Annotated in this window: 14 protein-coding genes; 4 read left to right on the forward strand and 10 right to left on the reverse strand. The window is 70.7% G+C overall.

Translation table 11 applies throughout. The features are described 5' to 3' along the window. Positions 1-44 precede the first annotated feature (44 nt). The gene (locus KVT45_RS14600) at positions 45-1,133 is read right to left on the reverse strand and encodes a branched-chain amino acid aminotransferase (RefSeq protein WP_217547563.1); all 1,089 of its coding nucleotides are present in this window, start codon (positions 1,131-1,133) and stop codon (positions 45-47) included. A 237-nt stretch (positions 1,134-1,370) separates the two neighbouring features. Then, positions 1,371-2,414: a 3-isopropylmalate dehydrogenase gene (locus tag KVT45_RS14605; protein WP_217547565.1), complete on the reverse strand. Its 1,044-nt coding sequence runs from the start codon at positions 2,412-2,414 to the stop codon at positions 1,371-1,373. A gap of 132 nt (positions 2,415-2,546) precedes the next feature. Here KVT45_RS14605 and KVT45_RS14610 point away from each other — a divergent pair, with 132 nt between their 5' ends. Then, positions 2,547-4,127 (forward strand): metallophosphoesterase family protein, encoded by a 1,581-nt coding sequence (locus KVT45_RS14610; protein WP_217547566.1) that lies wholly within the window; start codon positions 2,547-2,549, stop codon positions 4,125-4,127. 116 nt (positions 4,128-4,243) lie between these two features. On the opposite strand, the gene KVT45_RS57680 is transcribed toward KVT45_RS14610, so the two are convergent. The 4 genes from KVT45_RS57680 to KVT45_RS14625 all read right to left on the reverse strand — a co-directional run bounded on the left by KVT45_RS57680 (position 4,244) and on the right by KVT45_RS14625 (position 7,935). Next, the gene (locus KVT45_RS57680) at positions 4,244-4,375 is read right to left on the reverse strand and encodes a hypothetical protein (RefSeq protein ID WP_015493350.1); all 132 of its coding nucleotides are present in this window, start codon (positions 4,373-4,375) and stop codon (positions 4,244-4,246) included. 274 nt (positions 4,376-4,649) lie between these two features. Beyond that, a complete protein-coding gene (locus tag KVT45_RS14615) occupies positions 4,650-5,189 on the reverse strand; it encodes a GNAT family N-acetyltransferase (protein ID WP_217547568.1) in 540 nt (179 codons plus the stop codon). A 124-nt stretch (positions 5,190-5,313) separates the two neighbouring features. Further along, positions 5,314-6,945 carry an L-glutamate gamma-semialdehyde dehydrogenase gene (gene pruA / locus KVT45_RS14620; protein ID WP_217547569.1) on the reverse strand — a complete coding sequence of 544 codons (1,632 nt, stop codon included), beginning with the start codon at positions 6,943-6,945 and terminating at the stop codon, positions 5,314-5,316. A 63-nt stretch (positions 6,946-7,008) separates the two neighbouring features. Next, positions 7,009-7,935, reverse strand: coding sequence for a proline dehydrogenase family protein (locus KVT45_RS14625; protein WP_217547571.1), 927 nt, complete (start codon positions 7,933-7,935; stop codon positions 7,009-7,011). A gap of 142 nt (positions 7,936-8,077) precedes the next feature. Here KVT45_RS14625 and KVT45_RS14630 point away from each other — a divergent pair, with 142 nt between their 5' ends. Both KVT45_RS14630 and KVT45_RS14635 read left to right on the forward strand, forming a co-directional pair. Continuing rightward, on the forward strand, positions 8,078-9,376 hold the full coding sequence (locus KVT45_RS14630) for a CdaR family transcriptional regulator (protein WP_217547572.1): 1,299 nt from the start codon (positions 8,078-8,080) through the stop codon (positions 9,374-9,376). 81 nt (positions 9,377-9,457) lie between these two features. Continuing rightward, on the forward strand, positions 9,458-10,042 hold the full coding sequence (locus KVT45_RS14635; protein ID WP_254646771.1) for a hypothetical protein: 585 nt from the start codon (positions 9,458-9,460) through the stop codon (positions 10,040-10,042). Between the two features lie 43 nt (positions 10,043-10,085). Here the strand turns inward: KVT45_RS14635 and KVT45_RS14640 are convergent, their stop codons facing one another. Beyond that, positions 10,086-10,661, reverse strand: coding sequence for a TetR/AcrR family transcriptional regulator (locus KVT45_RS14640; protein ID WP_217547574.1), 576 nt, complete (start codon positions 10,659-10,661; stop codon positions 10,086-10,088). A gap of 97 nt (positions 10,662-10,758) precedes the next feature. Between KVT45_RS14640 and KVT45_RS14645 the strand changes: the two genes are divergently transcribed. After that, positions 10,759-12,267, forward strand: coding sequence for an MFS transporter (locus KVT45_RS14645; protein ID WP_217547575.1), 1,509 nt, complete (start codon positions 10,759-10,761; stop codon positions 12,265-12,267). Positions 12,268-12,373: 106 nt separating this feature from the next. On the opposite strand, the gene serA is transcribed toward KVT45_RS14645, so the two are convergent. The 3 genes from serA to ilvN form a co-directional block, all read right to left on the reverse strand. Next, positions 12,374-13,963, reverse strand: a complete 1,590-nt coding sequence (gene serA, locus KVT45_RS14650; protein WP_217547577.1) for a phosphoglycerate dehydrogenase — start codon at positions 13,961-13,963, stop codon at positions 12,374-12,376. Positions 13,964-14,193: 230 nt separating this feature from the next. Further along, entirely contained in the window at positions 14,194-15,192 is a 999-nt protein-coding gene (gene ilvC, locus KVT45_RS14655; protein ID WP_089098583.1) for a ketol-acid reductoisomerase, read from the reverse strand. A gap of 141 nt (positions 15,193-15,333) precedes the next feature. After that, on the reverse strand, positions 15,334-15,858 hold the full coding sequence (gene ilvN, locus KVT45_RS14660; RefSeq protein WP_046726929.1) for an acetolactate synthase small subunit: 525 nt from the start codon (positions 15,856-15,858) through the stop codon (positions 15,334-15,336). Positions 15,859-15,869: the final 11 nt, after the last annotated feature.

Genomic DNA, 15,869 nt, shown 5'->3' on the forward strand with positions numbered 1-15,869 from the left:
TCGAACGGACAGTCGAAGATCGCCTGTTGGTGCGATCGGCCGGATCAGCCGAGCCGGTGCATCCAGCCGTGCTTGTCCTCCACCGTGCCGCGCTGGATGTCGAGGAGCGCCTCGCGGAGCTTGAGGGTGACCTCGCCGGGCTCGCCGCCCGACTGCTGCCACTCGGCGTTCGTGCGCTTGACGGTGCCGACCGGGGTGATCACGGCGGCGGTGCCGCAGGCGAAGACCTCGGTGAGGGTGCCGTTCTCCGAGTCGCGCTGCCACTGCTCGATGGAGACCCGGGCCTCCTCGGACTCGTAGCCGAGGTCGCGGGCGACGGTGAGCAGGGAGTCGCGGGTGACGCCTTCGAGGATCGAACCGGTGAGGGTCGGGGTGACGATCTTGTCCCCGTACACGAAGTACAGGTTCATGCCGCCGAGCTCCTCGACCCACTTGTGCTCGACCGCGTCGAGGTAGCAGACCTGGTCGCAGCCCTGGGCCGCCGCCTCGGCCTGGGCGAGCAGGGAGGCCGCGTAGTTGCCGCCGGTCTTGGCGTCGCCCATGCCGCCGGGGACGGCGCGGACGCGGTCCTCGGAGGCCCAGATGGAGACCGGCCTGACCCCGCCGGGGAAGTAGGCACCGGCCGGGGAGGCGATGACCAGGAAGAGGTACTCGTTGGCCGGCTTGACGCCCAGGCCGACCTCGGTGGCGATCATGAAGGGGCGCAGGTAGAGGGACTCCTCGCCGCCGTGTGCCGGGACCCACTCCTTGTCCTGCTGGACCAGCAGGTCACAGGCCTCGATGAAGGTCTCCACCGGCAGCTCGGGCATGGCGAGCCGGCGGGCGGAACGCTGGAAGCGCTTGGCGTTCTGGTCGGGGCGGAAGGTGGCCACCGAGCCGTCGGGGCGGCGGTAGGCCTTCAGTCCCTCGAAGATCTCCTGGGCGTAGTGCAGGACGTTGGTGGCCGGGTCGAGAGGGATCGGCGCGTACGGAACGAGCTGGCCGTCGTGCCAGCCGCGGCCCTCGGTCCACTTGATCGTCACCATGTGGTCGGTGAAGTGGCGGCCGAATCCGGGGTTGGCCAGGATCGCCTTGCGCTCCGCGGCGGCCAGCGGGTGCGCGGACGGCTTGAGCTCGATCGTGGGCGTCGTCATGGGTAGGTGTCCTTCACCGGTTGTAGTGATGGGCCGCGCTCACACCCTTGTCATAGGACGTCCGAGCATTCCCTCATGGCGCGGCTCCGCGTTCGATTATCGCGCGGGGGCCGGGTGGGAAGGAATCGGGGTGAATGCGGACCGGGGTAGATGGTGGCACCCGGCGGGAGGCATGGGGAAGCCGCCGGGCGCTGGTGCGACCCGACGGCTTCTGGGTGATCGGAGAAGCTCGGCGGGTCAGCCGGCTACTCGTACGGCGAGCGCGTCGCCGATCTCCGAGGTGGAACGGGCGGGCTTGCCCTGGCGTTCGGTGAGGTCGGCGGTGACGGCCTCCTCGACGCGGGCGGCCTCGGCCTCGTAGCCGAGGTGGCGCAGCAGCAGGGCGACGGACAGAACCGTGGCGGTGGGGTCGGCCTTGCCCTGGCCGGCGATGTCGGGCGCGGAACCGTGGACCGGCTCGAACATCGACGGGAACTCGCCGGAGGGGTTGATGTTCCCGCTCGCGGCGACGCCGATGCCGCCGGAGACGGCCGCGGCGAGGTCGGTGATGATGTCGCCGAAGAGGTTGTCGGTGACGATGACGTCGAAGCGACCGGGGTCGGTGACGAGGTAGATCGTCGCCGCGTCGACGTGGATGTAGTCCGTCGCGACCTCGGGGAACTCCGCGGCGACCTTGTTGAAGATGTTCGTCCACAGGTGCCCGGCGAAGGTCAGCACGTTGTTCTTGTGGACCAGCGTGAGCTTCTTGCGCGGGCGGGCCTGGGCGCGGGCGAAGGCGTCCCGGACGACGCGCTCGACACCGAAGGCCGTGTTGACGGACACCTCGGTGGCGACCTCGTGCTCGGTGCCCTTGCGGATGGTGCCGCCGTTGCCGGTGTACGGGCCCTCGGTGCCCTCGCGGACCACGACGAAGTCGATCTGCGGCTCGCCTGCCAGCGGGGTGGCGACACCCGGGAGCAGCTTCGACGGACGCAGGTTGACGTGGTGGTCGAAGGCGAAGCGCAGCTTCAGCAGGAAGCCGCGCTCCAGGACACCGGAGGGGACGCTCGGGTCGCCGATGGCGCCCAGCAGGATGGCGTCGTGCTGCTTCAGCGCGTGAAGGTCGGCCTCGGTGAGGGTCTCACCCGTGGCGTGGTAACGCTTGGCGCCGAAGTCGTACTCCTTGGTCTCCAGCTTCACATCCTGCGGGAGGACGGCGGAGAGGACCTTGAGGCCTTCGGCCACGACTTCCTGCCCGATGCCGTCACCGGGGATCACTGCGAGATTGATGCTGCGAGACATGCGGGCACCCTACTCCTCGTCCCATGGGATGACATGCACCGTCCGGCATACGGACACGGCGGGTCGTTCCGTCGACGGGCGTTCACCCGTACGTATGACCGGTGTTGGCCTGCGCTGGGCATCTTTCCCGGCATGACCGTGCCTTCCTGGGGGACATCCCCCGAACCCCCCGTCCCCGACTTCGGCATCCCGCCGCGACTGGCCGCCCGGATGAGCATGGCCGAGCAGTACGAGTATCTGTGCGCCCGGCTGGTGAGCCGCCGCACCCTGGTGACGGCCGGCGCGGTGGCGGGCGGCGGGCTGGTCACCGGCTGTGCGGCGAAGTCGGCGAGCCCGGCGCCGGCCACCTCGGCGGTCCGGGGCGCGGCGGTCGTGCCGTTCGGCCGCCATCTCGCCTTCGGCGCCGATCCGCGGACGCAGATGCGGATCTCCTGGCAGGTGCCGTTCGCGGTGCGGAAGCCGTTCGTGCGGATCGGGACGCGCCCGGACGAGCTGGGCACCCGCGTCGGCGCGGAGATCCGGCATCTGCACACACCCGGGGTGCAGGGGGTGCGCCCGGTGGTCGAGCAGTACTACGTCCACGCGGCCCTGGACGGCCTCGCACCCGGTACGACGTACTACTACGGCGTCGGCCACGACGGCTGGGACCCGGCCGCCCCCGGCCACCGCGCCGCCATCACCCCCTTCCGCACCGCGCCCGCGAGCCCGGAGCGGTTCGTGTTCACGGCCTTCGGCGACCAGGGCGTCAGCCAGGCCGGGAAGGCCAGTGACAACGCGCTGCTGAAGCAGAACCCCGCCTTCCACCTGCACGCCGGCGACATCTGCTACGCGGACGGCAACGGCGCCGGGAAGACCTCGGACGGCTATGACGCCCGGGAGTGGGACCGGTTCCTGAAGCAGAACGACCCGGTGGCGCGGTCCGTCCCGTGGATGGTGACGACCGGCAACCACGACATGGAGGCCTGGTACTCCCCCGACGGCTACGGCGGCCAGTACGCCCGCTTCGCCCTCCCGGACAACGGCTTCGACCCGCACGGCGCGCCGGGCGTGTACGCGTTCACCTACGGCAACGTCGGCTTCGTGGCGCTGGACGCGAACGACGTGTCGTACGAGATCCCCGCCAACCTCGGCTACAGCGGCGGCCGGCAGACGGCATGGCTGGAGCGGAAGCTGAAGGAGCTGCGGGCGGCGAAGGGCGTGGACTTCGTCGTCGTCTTCTTCCACCACTGCGCGTACTCGACGTCCTCACACGCCTCGGACGGCGGGATCCGGACGGCCTGGCTGCCGCTGTTCACCAAGTACCAGGTGGACCTGGTCGTCAACGGACACAACCACGTCTACGAGCGCACGGACGCGGTGCGCGGCGGCGGGGTCGGCCGCGCGGTCCCGGTCGGCGGCTCGACCGACCCGACGCGGGACGGGATCGTCTACGTCACGGCGGGCGGCGGCGGGCGGAACCTGTACGGGTTCCCCTCGGGGGTCAGGGACAGCTACGAGGGGCACGTCACCCGGCACGACGCGGTGGACAGCTTCCGCTGGGTCAAGGGGCAGCACAACGTGGCGGAGACGGTGGAGTGGTCGCGGGTGCGGTACACCGGCTTCTCCTTCCTCAAGGTCGAGGCGGAGGCGGGTACGGCCCCGAGGCTGAAGGTGTCGGCGCTGGCGCAGAGCGGTGCGCGGATCGACCACTTCGAGGTACGGCGCGGGCAGTGATCCGCAGGGTACGGCGCGGCTGTCCCGGCCGCGCCGCACCCCGTGCGGGTGCGGCTCCCGTCAAGGGGGGGTGTTACACGTGCTACCGGCGTGGGTGCCGTGTGCTCAGCGGCCGCTCAGTGGCCGGTCTCGCCGCCGTTGTCGCGGCGGTCGAGGGCGCGCTGGAGGGCGGCGGCGGCGTTCTTGCGGTCGGACTCGCTCGTGCGGGACACGTGGCGGACTCGGCGGCGGACGGTCGTCTCGGCCATGGGAATCGACTCCTTCGACATACATGGAGTACGGCAGGGGGGATACGAGACGCCGGAAGGGGCGGGGAGCGGTGCCGCAGGGGTTGCCTGCACGGGGCCCGGCTCACGACCGCCATTCGCTTGATCGAGCGAGACGTTCGGCTCCTACAAAAGTAAGGGAGCGGCCCGCTTCTGTCTGCACAATTACTCGGACTTCCTACTATCTGAGACGGCGAAGCCGGTCACACGGCCGTGAGCTGGGGTTTTGACGGTTGAGACGGATGAGGCGAACGGGTTACATGACGTCCCCGTCCCGCCAGTCGAAGATCAGCTCATGGGCGGGGTCGAGGACGTCCCCGGCGAGGCCGGGCCACACGTACACGTCCCCCTCCTCGTCCGCGAGCCGCACGATCCCCTCCTCCGGGGACACGGCGCAGACCCGGCCGTCCCAACGCCGCCAGCCCCGGGCGGTGTAGAGCCGGGCCCCGTCCTCGCTGGCGGACAGCGCACCGAAGTCGTACGCCCGCCCGGCGACCCGCTCCAGAGCCGCCATCACCTGCCCGCCCAGTCCCCGGCGGCGGGCGTCGGGCCGTACGCCCACCGCCTCGACGTAGCCGACGCGCAGCCAGCGGCCCCGGTGCCGGGCGCGGCGCATGACGACGGAGCCGTGGGCGGCGAGCCCGGCCTCGTCGTGGACGAGGGCGTGCAGGCCGCCCAGGCCGTGCTCCCAGTCGGTGTCGGCGAAGTCCCCGCCGAACGCCTCGTGCAGGAGGGCGCGGGCGGCGCGCAGGTCGGCGGGGTCGAGGTCGGCGGTGTGGGCGACGTGGAGAGACATGGCCCCAGTGTCGTACGGGACCACCGGACGAAGGGGCAGTACGGACCGGAGCCGGGCATGGGAACGGGCCGGGAAGCCTGCTCGTGGGTCAGGCTTCCCGGCCCGTGCTCGGGGGGGCTGGGGATCAGCCCATGTGCGGGTACGCGTAGTCGGTCGGCGCGACCAGCGTCTCCTTGATCGCGCGGGTCAGCGTCCAGCGCAGCAGGTTCTGCGGGGCGCCGGCCTTGTCGTTGGTGCCGGAGGAGCGGCCGCCGCCGAAGGGCTGCTGGCCGACGACGGCACCGGTCGACTTGTCGTTGATGTAGAAGTTGCCGGCCGCGTAGCGCAGCTTCTCCATCGTGTAAGCCGCCGCCGCGCGGTCGTTCGCGACGACCGAGCCCGTGAGCGCGTAGTCCGACACCGACTCCATCTGGGTCAACATCTCGTCGTACCGGTCGTCCTCGTAGACGTGCACGGCGAGGAACGGGCCGAAGTACTCGGTGCGGAAGACCTCGTTCTCCGGGTCGCTGCACACCACGACCGTCGGGCGGACGAAGTAGCCGACCGAGTCGTCGTAGGAGCCGCCCGCGACGATCTCGCAGGACGGGTCGGTCTTCGCGCGGTCGATCGCGGCCTTGTTCTTGGCGAACGCGCGGTCGTCGATCACGGCGCCGATGAAGTTCGACAGGTCGGTGACGTCACCCATGGTCAGGTAGTCGACCTCGGCGGCGAACTCCTCACGGAAGCCGTCGTTCCAGATGGACGCCGGGATGTAGGCCCGGGAGGTCGCGCTGCACTTCTGGCCCTGGTACTCGAAGGCACCGCGGGTGAGTGCCGTCTTGAGGACGGCCCGGTCGGCGCTCGGGTGGGCGACGAGGAAGTCCTTGCCACCCGTCTCGCCCACCAGACGCGGGTAGGAGCGGTACTTCTCGATGTTGTTGCCCACCGTCTTCCACAGGTACTGGAAGGTCCTGGTGGAACCGGTGAAGTGGATGCCGGCCAGGTCGCGGTGTTCGAGGGCGACCTTGGAGACCTCGATGCCGTCGCCGGTGACGAGGTTGATGACGCCCTTGGGGAGGCCCGCCTCCTCCAGCAGCCGCATGAGCAGCACGGCCGCGTGGGTCTGGGTCGGGGACGGCTTCCAGACGACGACGTTGCCCATCAGCGCGGGCGCGGTCGGCAGGTTGCCCGCGATCGCGCTGAAGTTGAACGGCGTGATCGCGTAGACGAAGCCCTCCAGCGGGCGGTGGTCCAGGCGGTTCCAGACGCCCGGGGAGTTGGCCGGGGGCTGCTCGGCCAGGATCTGGCGGGCGTAGTGGACGTTGAACCGCCAGAAGTCGACCAGCTCGCAGGGGCTGTCGATCTCGGCCTGCTGGGCGGTCTTGGACTGGCCGAGCATGGTGGAGGCGGCGATGGTCTCGCGCCAGGGGCCGGCGAGCAGTTCGGCGGCGCGCAGGATGATGGCCGCGCGGTCGTCGAAGGACATCGCGCGCCAGGCGGGCGCGGCGGCGAGGGCCGCGTCGATCGCGTCCTGGGCGTCCTGCTGGGTGGCGTGGCGCCCGGTGCCGATGACGGCCTTGTGGTTGTGCGGCTGCACGACCTGGAAGGACTCGCCGCCGCCGAGCCGCTTCTCGCCGCCGATGGTCATCGACAGCTCGATCGGGTTCTCGGCGAGCTCCTTGAGCTTCGCCTCCAGGCGGGTGCGCTCGGCGGAGCCGGGGGCGTAGCCGTGCACCGGCTCGTTGACGGGGGTGGGGACCTGGGTCACAGCGTCCATGGGATCCGTAACTCCTTGTACGTGAGCGGGTGTTGCAGGGAGGCGGGCGGGAGGGACGACGCTTCAGCCCTTGCTGAGCATGGAGCGGACGAAGAAGCGCAGGTTCGCCGGCTTCTCCGCGAGCCTGCGCATGAAGTAGCCGTACCAGTCGGTGCCGTAGGCGGTGTAGACACGCATCCGGTGGCCCTCGGCGGCGAGGCGCAGGTGTTCGTCGCTGCGGATGCCGTACAGCATCTGGAACTCGTACTCGTCGGGCTTGCGGCCGGCGCACCGGGCGAGTTCCTGGGCGATGGAGATGAGGCGCGGGTCGTGGGAGCCGACCATCGGGTACCCCTCGCCCTCCATCAGGGTCCGCAGGATCCGCACGTACGCCTTGTCGATCTCGTGCTTCTGCTGGTACGCGACCTCCGCGGGCTCCTTGTAGGCGCCCTTGACCAGGCGGACGCGGCTGCCGGCCTCGGCGAGGCGGCGGGCGTCGGCCTCGGTGCGGAAGAGGTAGGCCTGGATGACGCAGCCGGTCTGCGGGAAGTCCCGGCGCAGCTCCTCGTGGATGGCGAACATCGAGTCGAGGGTGGTGTGGTCCTCGGCGTCGAGGGTGACGGTCGTCCCGATGGCGGCGGCGGCCTCGACGACCGGGCGGACGTTCGCCAGGGCGAGCTCATGGCCGCCGGGGAGGGCCTGGCCGAACATCGACAGCTTGACCGACATCTCGACGCGCTCGCCGAGACCGAGGTCCTTCAGCCGCTCGACGAGCGCGAGGTAGGCGTCCCGGGCGGCGGTGGCCTGCTCCGGGGTGGTGATGTCCTCACCGACGACGTCCATCGTCAGCTCCAGGCCGCGGCCCGTCAGCTCCTCGATGATCGGGACGATGTCGGCGACCGACTCGCCGGGGATGAAGCGGTCGACGACCTGCTTCGTCACCGGGGCCGCCGAGATCAGACGTCGCATCCGGTCGCTGCGCGACGCGGCGAGAATCACGGGACCCAGCACGGGGCACCTCCACAACACATGCCAGACAGGCCGCGATCCGACGATTTGGATACGGCACGGGGAACCACCGTGAAAGTTAAGGATCCCTCCGATCGTGTGCCATCGACAGCTGTCACGCATCCGTGCCGCAGATCTCAGACAGATGTATGAAGGCGTCCGTGAATTGCGGGAGAATGCCCGGGTGACGTCGGAATTCAAGGGTGACTACCAGGAGCTGGTCGACGAGATCTCGGAGCTGCTGGGTGTCCCGGCGACCCTGGAGAACCGCGACTTCGAGCTGATCGCCTTCGGGGCGTACGACAGTGAGGGCGACCTCGATCCGTCGGCGCTGGACCCGGTCCGCACCCGCTCGATCCTGACCCGGCGCTCCACGTCGGCGGTCCGCACCTGGTTCGAGGGCTTCGGCATCACCCGGGCGACCGGGCCGGTCCGGATTCCGCCGACCCCGGAGGCCGGGGTGTACCGGGGGCGGATCTGTCTGCCGGTACGCCATCGGGGTGTCGTCCTCGGCTACGTCTGGCTGCTCGACTCCGATCCGGGTCCGACGGACGCCCAGCTGGCCGCCGCCATGGGGGTGGCGGGGCGGATCGGGGCACTGCTCGCGGACGAGGCGCAGGCGGGGGCGGGCCTTGGCCGCGAGCTTCGGGCGGTGCTGGTGGCGGAGAGCGGCTGGCAGCGGGACATGGCGGTGGCCGAGCTCCGTACGGCCCTCGGCGCCCGCGCGGACGGCCCGCACACGCTGGTCTGTGTCGCCCCCTGGCCGTCCGCCGACCCGGACGACACCCCGTCCCCGCGTACGGTCCCGCACGTGACCGCGTTGTGCGCGCTGCCCTGGGGGGCCACCGGTCACAGCCTGGCCGTGCTGGTCCGGCTGCGCAGCACGGACACGGCCACCCCCGCCCTGACGGCCGCCGCCCGGCTGCTCAAGGAGGCGGAGGAGGCCCGGTCGGCGGCGGCGCGCGGCGCCGGGGCGCGAACGGCGGCAGCCGTGGCCGCTGGGCTCGCGGGGCCGGTCCCGGCCGCGCAGCACTGCGCCGCGGGCGTGGGCGAGGCCCGGACGGGGCTGGCCGAGCTGGCCGCGGTCTGGCAGGAGGCGTCGGCGGCCGCCCGGGCCGCGCTGGCGGAGCCGCGGTTCGGGCCGGTCGCGCAGTGGGCGGACATCGGCCCGTACCGGCTGCTGACCGCGCTGCCGCCGGCGGCGTCCCACGACCGGGCCGTGGCCCCCCTCCTCACCCCGGCCCACCACGAACTGGCCCGCACCGCCGAGGTCTACCTCGACCACGCGGGCCAGGCGGGCCGCACGGCCACCGCGCTCGGCATCCACCGGCAGACCCTGTACTACCGCCTGTCCCGCGTCGAGCAGCTCACCGGCCTCGACCTGGACGACGGCGAGGACCGCCTGCTGCTGCACATGGCGCTGAAGGGGGCCCGGCTCGCCTGAGGTGCGCCTTCAGTGCCATGTGCGGATGCCGGTCGGCGTATGCTCCGCGTGTTCACATCAAGGATGTCGGCGGGGGCGGACATGGGTGATTCGGGTCCGGACATACGGCAGGGCGAGGCGGCCGCTCCGCCACGGGCGGAGGAGAGCGGGGCGCGCAGACAACCCGGGCCGGGCCGCCGGTCGGCCGCGCTGGGGATCGCGGTGCTCGCCCTGGCGGGGTTCGCCGCCGGAGCCGTCTGGCTCTTCCGGGACGACCTGCCCCACCCGCTCGGCGACGCACGGGCCTGCGCCGGAAGCGACCAGCGGCTGCCGGACCGGATCATCGTCCACGGCACGCCGATTCCCTCCGACGCCTCCGACGTCCACTACTTCACCCGGAACGGCAGCGCCGTCCTGTCCTTCCGCAGCGGCCTGCTCTCGGACTACCTGCGCGGCGCGGGCATCGTGCCGGCGGGCGCGGACCTGTTCGACAAGAGCCACGGCGGTGTCGGCGTGGCCGGCGAGCCGTACAAGCTCCCGGACGGCCTGTGCGGGCCCGCCCTGCAGAGCCCCGTCTGGTACTACGACTCCGCCGACGGCGTCCGGGTCACCGTCGAGCGCTCGCCGCTGTACGACGACGCGCTGCGGTTCCCGGCCCGCGCCGTGGTGACGTACCCGCTCGGCTGACCCGGCGCACCGGCGCCACCCGGCGGCCGGCGTCTGCGCCGCGTCAACTCCGGTTCACGGCCTCGACGATCTGGCGCAGCCCCTCGGTGAGCGCGTCGCCGTCGGGGGCGGTCTTCGGGTCGAAGGTCCACTGCGAGATGAGGCCGGACATCAGGGTCATGTAGAAGCGGCCCAGGGTGTCGGCGGTCTCGTCGGAGACCTCCTCCTCCGGCACGCCCATCAGCAGCGAGGTCAGTCCCCGGCCGCCCTCGCGCTGGGCGCGCGCCAACTGGTCGCGCACCTCCGGCATCTGATCGCCCATCGTCACGATCTCCACGCTGAGCCGCCACATCGAGCCGGGCCCGCGCATGCTGTCGACGATGTTCGACCACACCTCCCGGAACCGTTCGAGGGAGCCGGGCGCTCCGGTCAGCCCGCCGTCGCCGCCCTCGAAGGACATCTCCTCCACCAGGGCGATGTAGGCCTGGGCGAGCAGCGCGTCCTTGGAGCCGTAGTGGTAGCCGATCGAGGCGAGGTTGGTCCCCGACTCCTTGACGACGTCGCGCGCCGTCGTCCGCGCGAACCCCTTCTCCAGCAGGCAGCGCTTGGCGCCTTCCAGCAGATCCTCACGGTGTCCCATGCGGACCACCCTACCCGGGATCCATACAGCCGTCCTAGACGCATGAATTATACAAGCGTTCTAGACAAGCGTTTTATACGCCCGTACATTCCTTGGCATGACGAACCCGACGAGCACCACCGCACCACCGACCACCACGGCTCTGGCCGGGCGCCGCGAATGGACCGCGCTCGGCGTGCTGATGCTTCCGCTGCTCCTGGTCTCGATGGACGTCTCGGTCCTCTACTTCGCCCTGCCGGCGATCGGCGCCGACCTGGCGCCGAGCGGCACCCAGCAGCTGTGGATCCTCGACATCTACGGCTTCGTCCTGGCCGGCCTGCTGATGACGATGGGCGCGCTGGGCGACCGGATCGGCCGCCGGCGCCTCCTCCTCATGGGAGCCGCGGCCTTCGGCGGCGCCTCGCTGCTCGCCGCGTACGCGGACAGCGCCGGAACCCTGATCGCCGCCCGCGCGGTCCTCGGCATCGGCGGGGCGACCCTGATGCCGTCGACGATGGCCCTGCTGCGCACGATGTTCACCGACCCCGGCCAGCGCGCGAAGGCGATCGGCCTGTGGTCCGGGGTGATGACCGGCGGGATCGCGCTCGGCTCGGTGATGAGCGGGATCCTCGTCGAGCACTTCTGGTGGGGCTCGGTCTTCCTGGTCAACCTCCCGGCGATGGCCCTGCTTCTGCTCCTCGGCCCGTTCCTGCTCCCCGAGTCCAGGAACCCCTCCCCCGGCCGCTTCGACTGGCCGAGCGTCCCGCTCTCGCTGGCCGCCGTGCTCCCGGTGATCTACGGCGTCAAGGAGATCCCCTCCGAGGGCTGGCACCCGCTCTACGTCGTCTCGGTCACCGTCGGCCTGCTCTTCGCCGCCCTCTTCGTCCACCGCCAGCGCACCACCGGCTCCCCGCTGATCCCGCCGGCCCTGCTGAAGGGCCATGGCTTCACCCCGGCGCTGGTCCTGAACCTCGTCGCCTCGCTCGCCATGATGGGCTCGGCGATCTTCACCACGCAGTATCTGCAGTCGGTCCTCGGGATGAGCCCGCTCGCGGCGGCGCTGTGGAGTCTGCTGCCCTCGGTGTTCATCGGGGTCGCGGGGCCGGTCACGGCGCGGCTTGTGCAGCGGGGCGTCGACCGGGGCTACGTCGTCGCCGGCGGCTTCACGGCCATGGCGGCGGGGTTCGTGCTGCTCGCCCTGATCGGCACCGACTCGCTGTGGCTGGTGCTGACCGGGGCCGGTGTCCTCGCCTGCGGGATGGTCGCGATCATGTCCCAGCTGACCGACCTGGCGCTGACCGGCGCACCGGTGGAGCGGGCCGGGACGGCGTCGTCGCTCCTTGAGACGGCCGCGGAGTTCGGCGGTGCGCTCGGCATGGCCGTACTGGGCTCGATCGGTACGGCGGTCTACCGCCACGAGATGGCGACGACGGCTCCGGCTCAGGCCCGCGAGACGCTGGGCGGCGCGCTGGCGACGGCGGGCCGGCTGCCGGGACCGGCAGGAGAGGCCCTGACCCGGTCCGCCCGGGAGGCGTTCACCAGCGGGATGCAGGGGGCGGCGATCGCGGGGGCGGCGCTGCTGGCGCTGGCGGCGGTGGGAGCGGCGGTGACGCTGCGAAGGAGGTGACCATACAAACGCCGGACGGGCTGACCAAGTCAGCCCGTCCGGCGTTTGAGGACGAACGAGCCCAACCCTCCAGCCGAGCGAGTCGGGTGGGCGGGGGGCAAAAAAATCAGACGAGGTTCACCGATCGAGCCGAGGTCGCCCCGATCTCCGCTTCCACCTCGGCCAGCACGCCGGAGGCAACCGTGTCGTCGACGGTGAGAACGGCCAGCGCCTCGCCACCCGCCACCGAGCGGGACACCTGCATACCGGCGATGTTGATCCCGGCCTCCCCCAGAATGCGGCCGACGGTGCCGACAACACCCGGCCGGTCCTCGTACCGCAGCACCAGCAGGTGGTCGGCGATCGCGAGGTCGACGTCGTAGTCGCCGACCGCGACGATCTTCTGGAGGTTCTTCGGGCCGGACAGCGTGCCGGAGACCGAGACCTCCTCGCCGTTGCCGAGGGTGCCGCGCACGGTGACGACGTTGCGGTGGTCGGCCGACTCCGAGCTGGTCGTCAGCCGTACCTCGACACCGCGCTCCTGCGCGAACAGCGGCGCGTTGACGTACGACACCGTCTCGTCGACGACGTCCTCGAAGACGCCCTTGAGCGCGGACAGCTCCAGCACCTTCACGTCGTGCTGGGTGATCTCGCCGTAGACCTCGACGTCGAGGCGGACCGCGACCTCACCGGCGAGCGCGGTGAAGATGCGGCCGAGGCGCTCGGCAAGGGGCAGGCCCGGCTTGACGTCCTCGGCGATGACCCCGCCCTGGACATTGACCGCGTCCGGGACCAGCTCGCCGGCGAGGGCGAGGCGGACGGACCTGGCGACCGCGATGCCCGCCTTCTCCTGGGCCTCGTCGGTGGAGGCACCGAGGTGCGGGGTGCAGACGACCTGGTCGAGCTCGAAGAGCGGGGAGTCGGTGCACGGCTCCTTGGTGTAGACGTCGAGGCCGGCGCCGGCGACCCGGCCCTCCTTGAGCGCCGCGTACAGCGCCTCCTCGTCGACGATGCCACCGCGCGCGGCGTTGACGATCCGCACCGACGGCTTGACCTTGCGCAGCGCCTCGTCGCCGATCAGACCGACCGTCTCGGGGGTCTTCGGCAGGTGCACGGTGATGAAGTCGGCGACCTCGAGCAGCTCGTCCAGCGACAGCACCTTGACGCCCATCTGGGCGGCGCGGGCGGGCTGGATGTAGGGGTCGTAGGCGACGACCTTCATGCCGAAGGCGGACATGCGCTGCGCGACCAGGGCGCCGATGCGGCCGAGGCCGACGACACCGAGGGTCTTCTCAGCGAGCTCGACGCCGGTGTACTTGCTGCGCTTCCACTCGCCGTTCTTCAGCGCGGAGTTGGCCTGCGGAATGTGGCGGGCGCTGGAGATCAGCAGACCGCAGGCCAGCTCGGCGGCGGTCACGATGTTGGAGGTCGGGGCGTTGACGACCATCACGCCGGCCTTGGTGGCGGCGGAGACGTCGACGTTGTCCAGGCCGACGCCGGCTCGTGCGACGACCTTCAGCTTCTTGGCCGCGGCGATCGCCTCGGCGTCGACCTTGGTGGCGGAGCGGATCAGGATCGCGTCCACGTCGGCGATGGCGGGGAGCAGCTCGGCCCGGTCTGCTCCGTTGGTGTGCCGGATCTCGAAGTCCGGGCCCAGCGCGTCGACGGTGGCGGGCGACAGCTCTTCAGCGATGAGTACGACAGGTTTCGAGCTCACGTGAGTCCTCACAGGTCCAATGCGGACGGCCGTCCCGACGGCCGCAGGCGGTGGAGGTTGGCTAGCCGCGTGGAGACGCACGACGCTGTGGGCCTGACGCGTATGTAGTACGGCAGTGTAGTGGCGTGGCGTGGGGCGTCCTGCGCCTCTGCGGAAGGATCACCCGTCTGAGATTCGACGGGACGGACAACAGGGCCGGGGCGTGTGGCCCCGGCCCTGTCACCTGGGGCTCACGCGTCTTCGTTCACCCAGGACATCAGCTTGCGCAGCTGCTTGCCGGTGGTCTCCAGCAGGTGCTCGGAGTCCTGCTTCTTGTACTCGTTGTACTTCTTCAGACCGCCGTGGTACTCGTCCATCCAGTTGTTGGCGAAGGTGCCGTCCTGGATCTCGGCGAGGATCTGCTTCATCTCGGCCTTGGTGGCGTCGGTGATGATCCGCGGGCCGGTGACGTAGTCGCCCCACTCGGCGGTCTCGGAGACCGACCAGCGCATCTTCTCCAGGCCGCCCTCGTACATCAGGTCGACGATGAGCTTCAGCTCGTGCAGGCACTCGAAGTAGGCGATCTCCGGCTGGTAGCCGGCCTCGACCAGGGTCTCGAAACCGGCCTTGACCAGGGCGGAGGTGCCACCGCAGAGGACGGCCTGCTCACCGAACAGGTCGGTCTCGGTCTCCTCGGTGAAGGTCGTCTTGATGACGCCGGCACGGGTGCCGCCGATGCCCTTGGCGTACGACAGGGCGAGCGCGAAGCCGTTGCCGGTCGCGTCCTGCTCGACGGCCACGATGCAGGGCACGCCGCGGCCCTCCTCGTACTGGCGGCGCACCAGGTGGCCCGGGCCCTTGGGGGCGACCATGCAGACGTCGACGCCGGCCGGGGGCTTGATGAAGCCGAAGCGGATGTTCAGGCCGTGGCCGAAGAACAGCGCGTCGCCGTCGTTCAGGTTGGGGGCGATGGACTCCTCGTAGACCTGGGCCTGGATCGGGTCCGGGACCAGGATCATGATCACGTCGGCCTCGGCGGCGGCCTCGGCCGGGGTCACCACGCGCAGGCCCTGCTCCTCGGCCTTCGCCTTGGACTTGGAGCCCTCGTGCAGACCGACACGCACGTCGACACCCGAGTCGCGCAGCGACAGGGCGTGGGCGTGACCCTGGCTGCCGTAGCCGATGACCGCGACCTTGCGGCCCTGGATGATGGACAGGTCGGCGTCGGCGTCGTAGAACAGCTCGGCCACTTTGGGTTCTCTCCTTGGTGTGCAGGTGTTGCGTCCCACCGTATGACGGCGGGCGGAAGGGAAGTCTCGCGGTCTCGGCATACGGGCGGTCGGCGCGCCGGGAACGACCGTCGGCCACCCGTGTCAAGCCTTGCTCAAGCCTTACGCAGATCGGTCGAGGGCGCGCAGCGACCGGTCGGTGATCGAACGGGCCCCGCGCCCGATCGCGATGGTGCCGGACTGCACCAGCTCCTTGATGCCGAACGGCTCCAGCATCTTGAGCATGGCAGTCAGCTTCTCGCTGCTGCCGGTGGCCTCGATGGTGACGGCCTCCGGGGAGACGTCGACGGTCTTGGCGCGGAACAGCTGGACGATCTCGACGATCTGGGAGCGCGTCTCGTTGTCGGCGCGCACCTTCACCAGAACGAGTTCCCGCTGAACGGCCGAACCCGGCTCCAGTTCGACGATCTTGAGCACCTCGACGAGCTTGTTGAGCTGCTTGGTGACCTGCTCCAGCGGCAGGGCTTCGACGCTCACCACGATCGTGATGCGGGAGATGTCGGCGTGCTCGGTGACCCCGACGGCGAGCGAGTCGATGTTGAAGCCGCGGCGGGAGAACAGGGCGGCGATCCGGGCGAGGATGCCCGGCTTGTTCTCCACCAGGACGGAGAGCGTGTGCTTGGACATTTTTTCTGCGT

Origin of the sequence: Streptomyces sp. GbtcB6, from assembly GCF_019091475.1 — a bacterium.
Taxonomy (GTDB): Bacteria; Actinomycetota; Actinomycetes; order Streptomycetales; family Streptomycetaceae; genus Streptomyces; species Streptomyces hyaluromycini.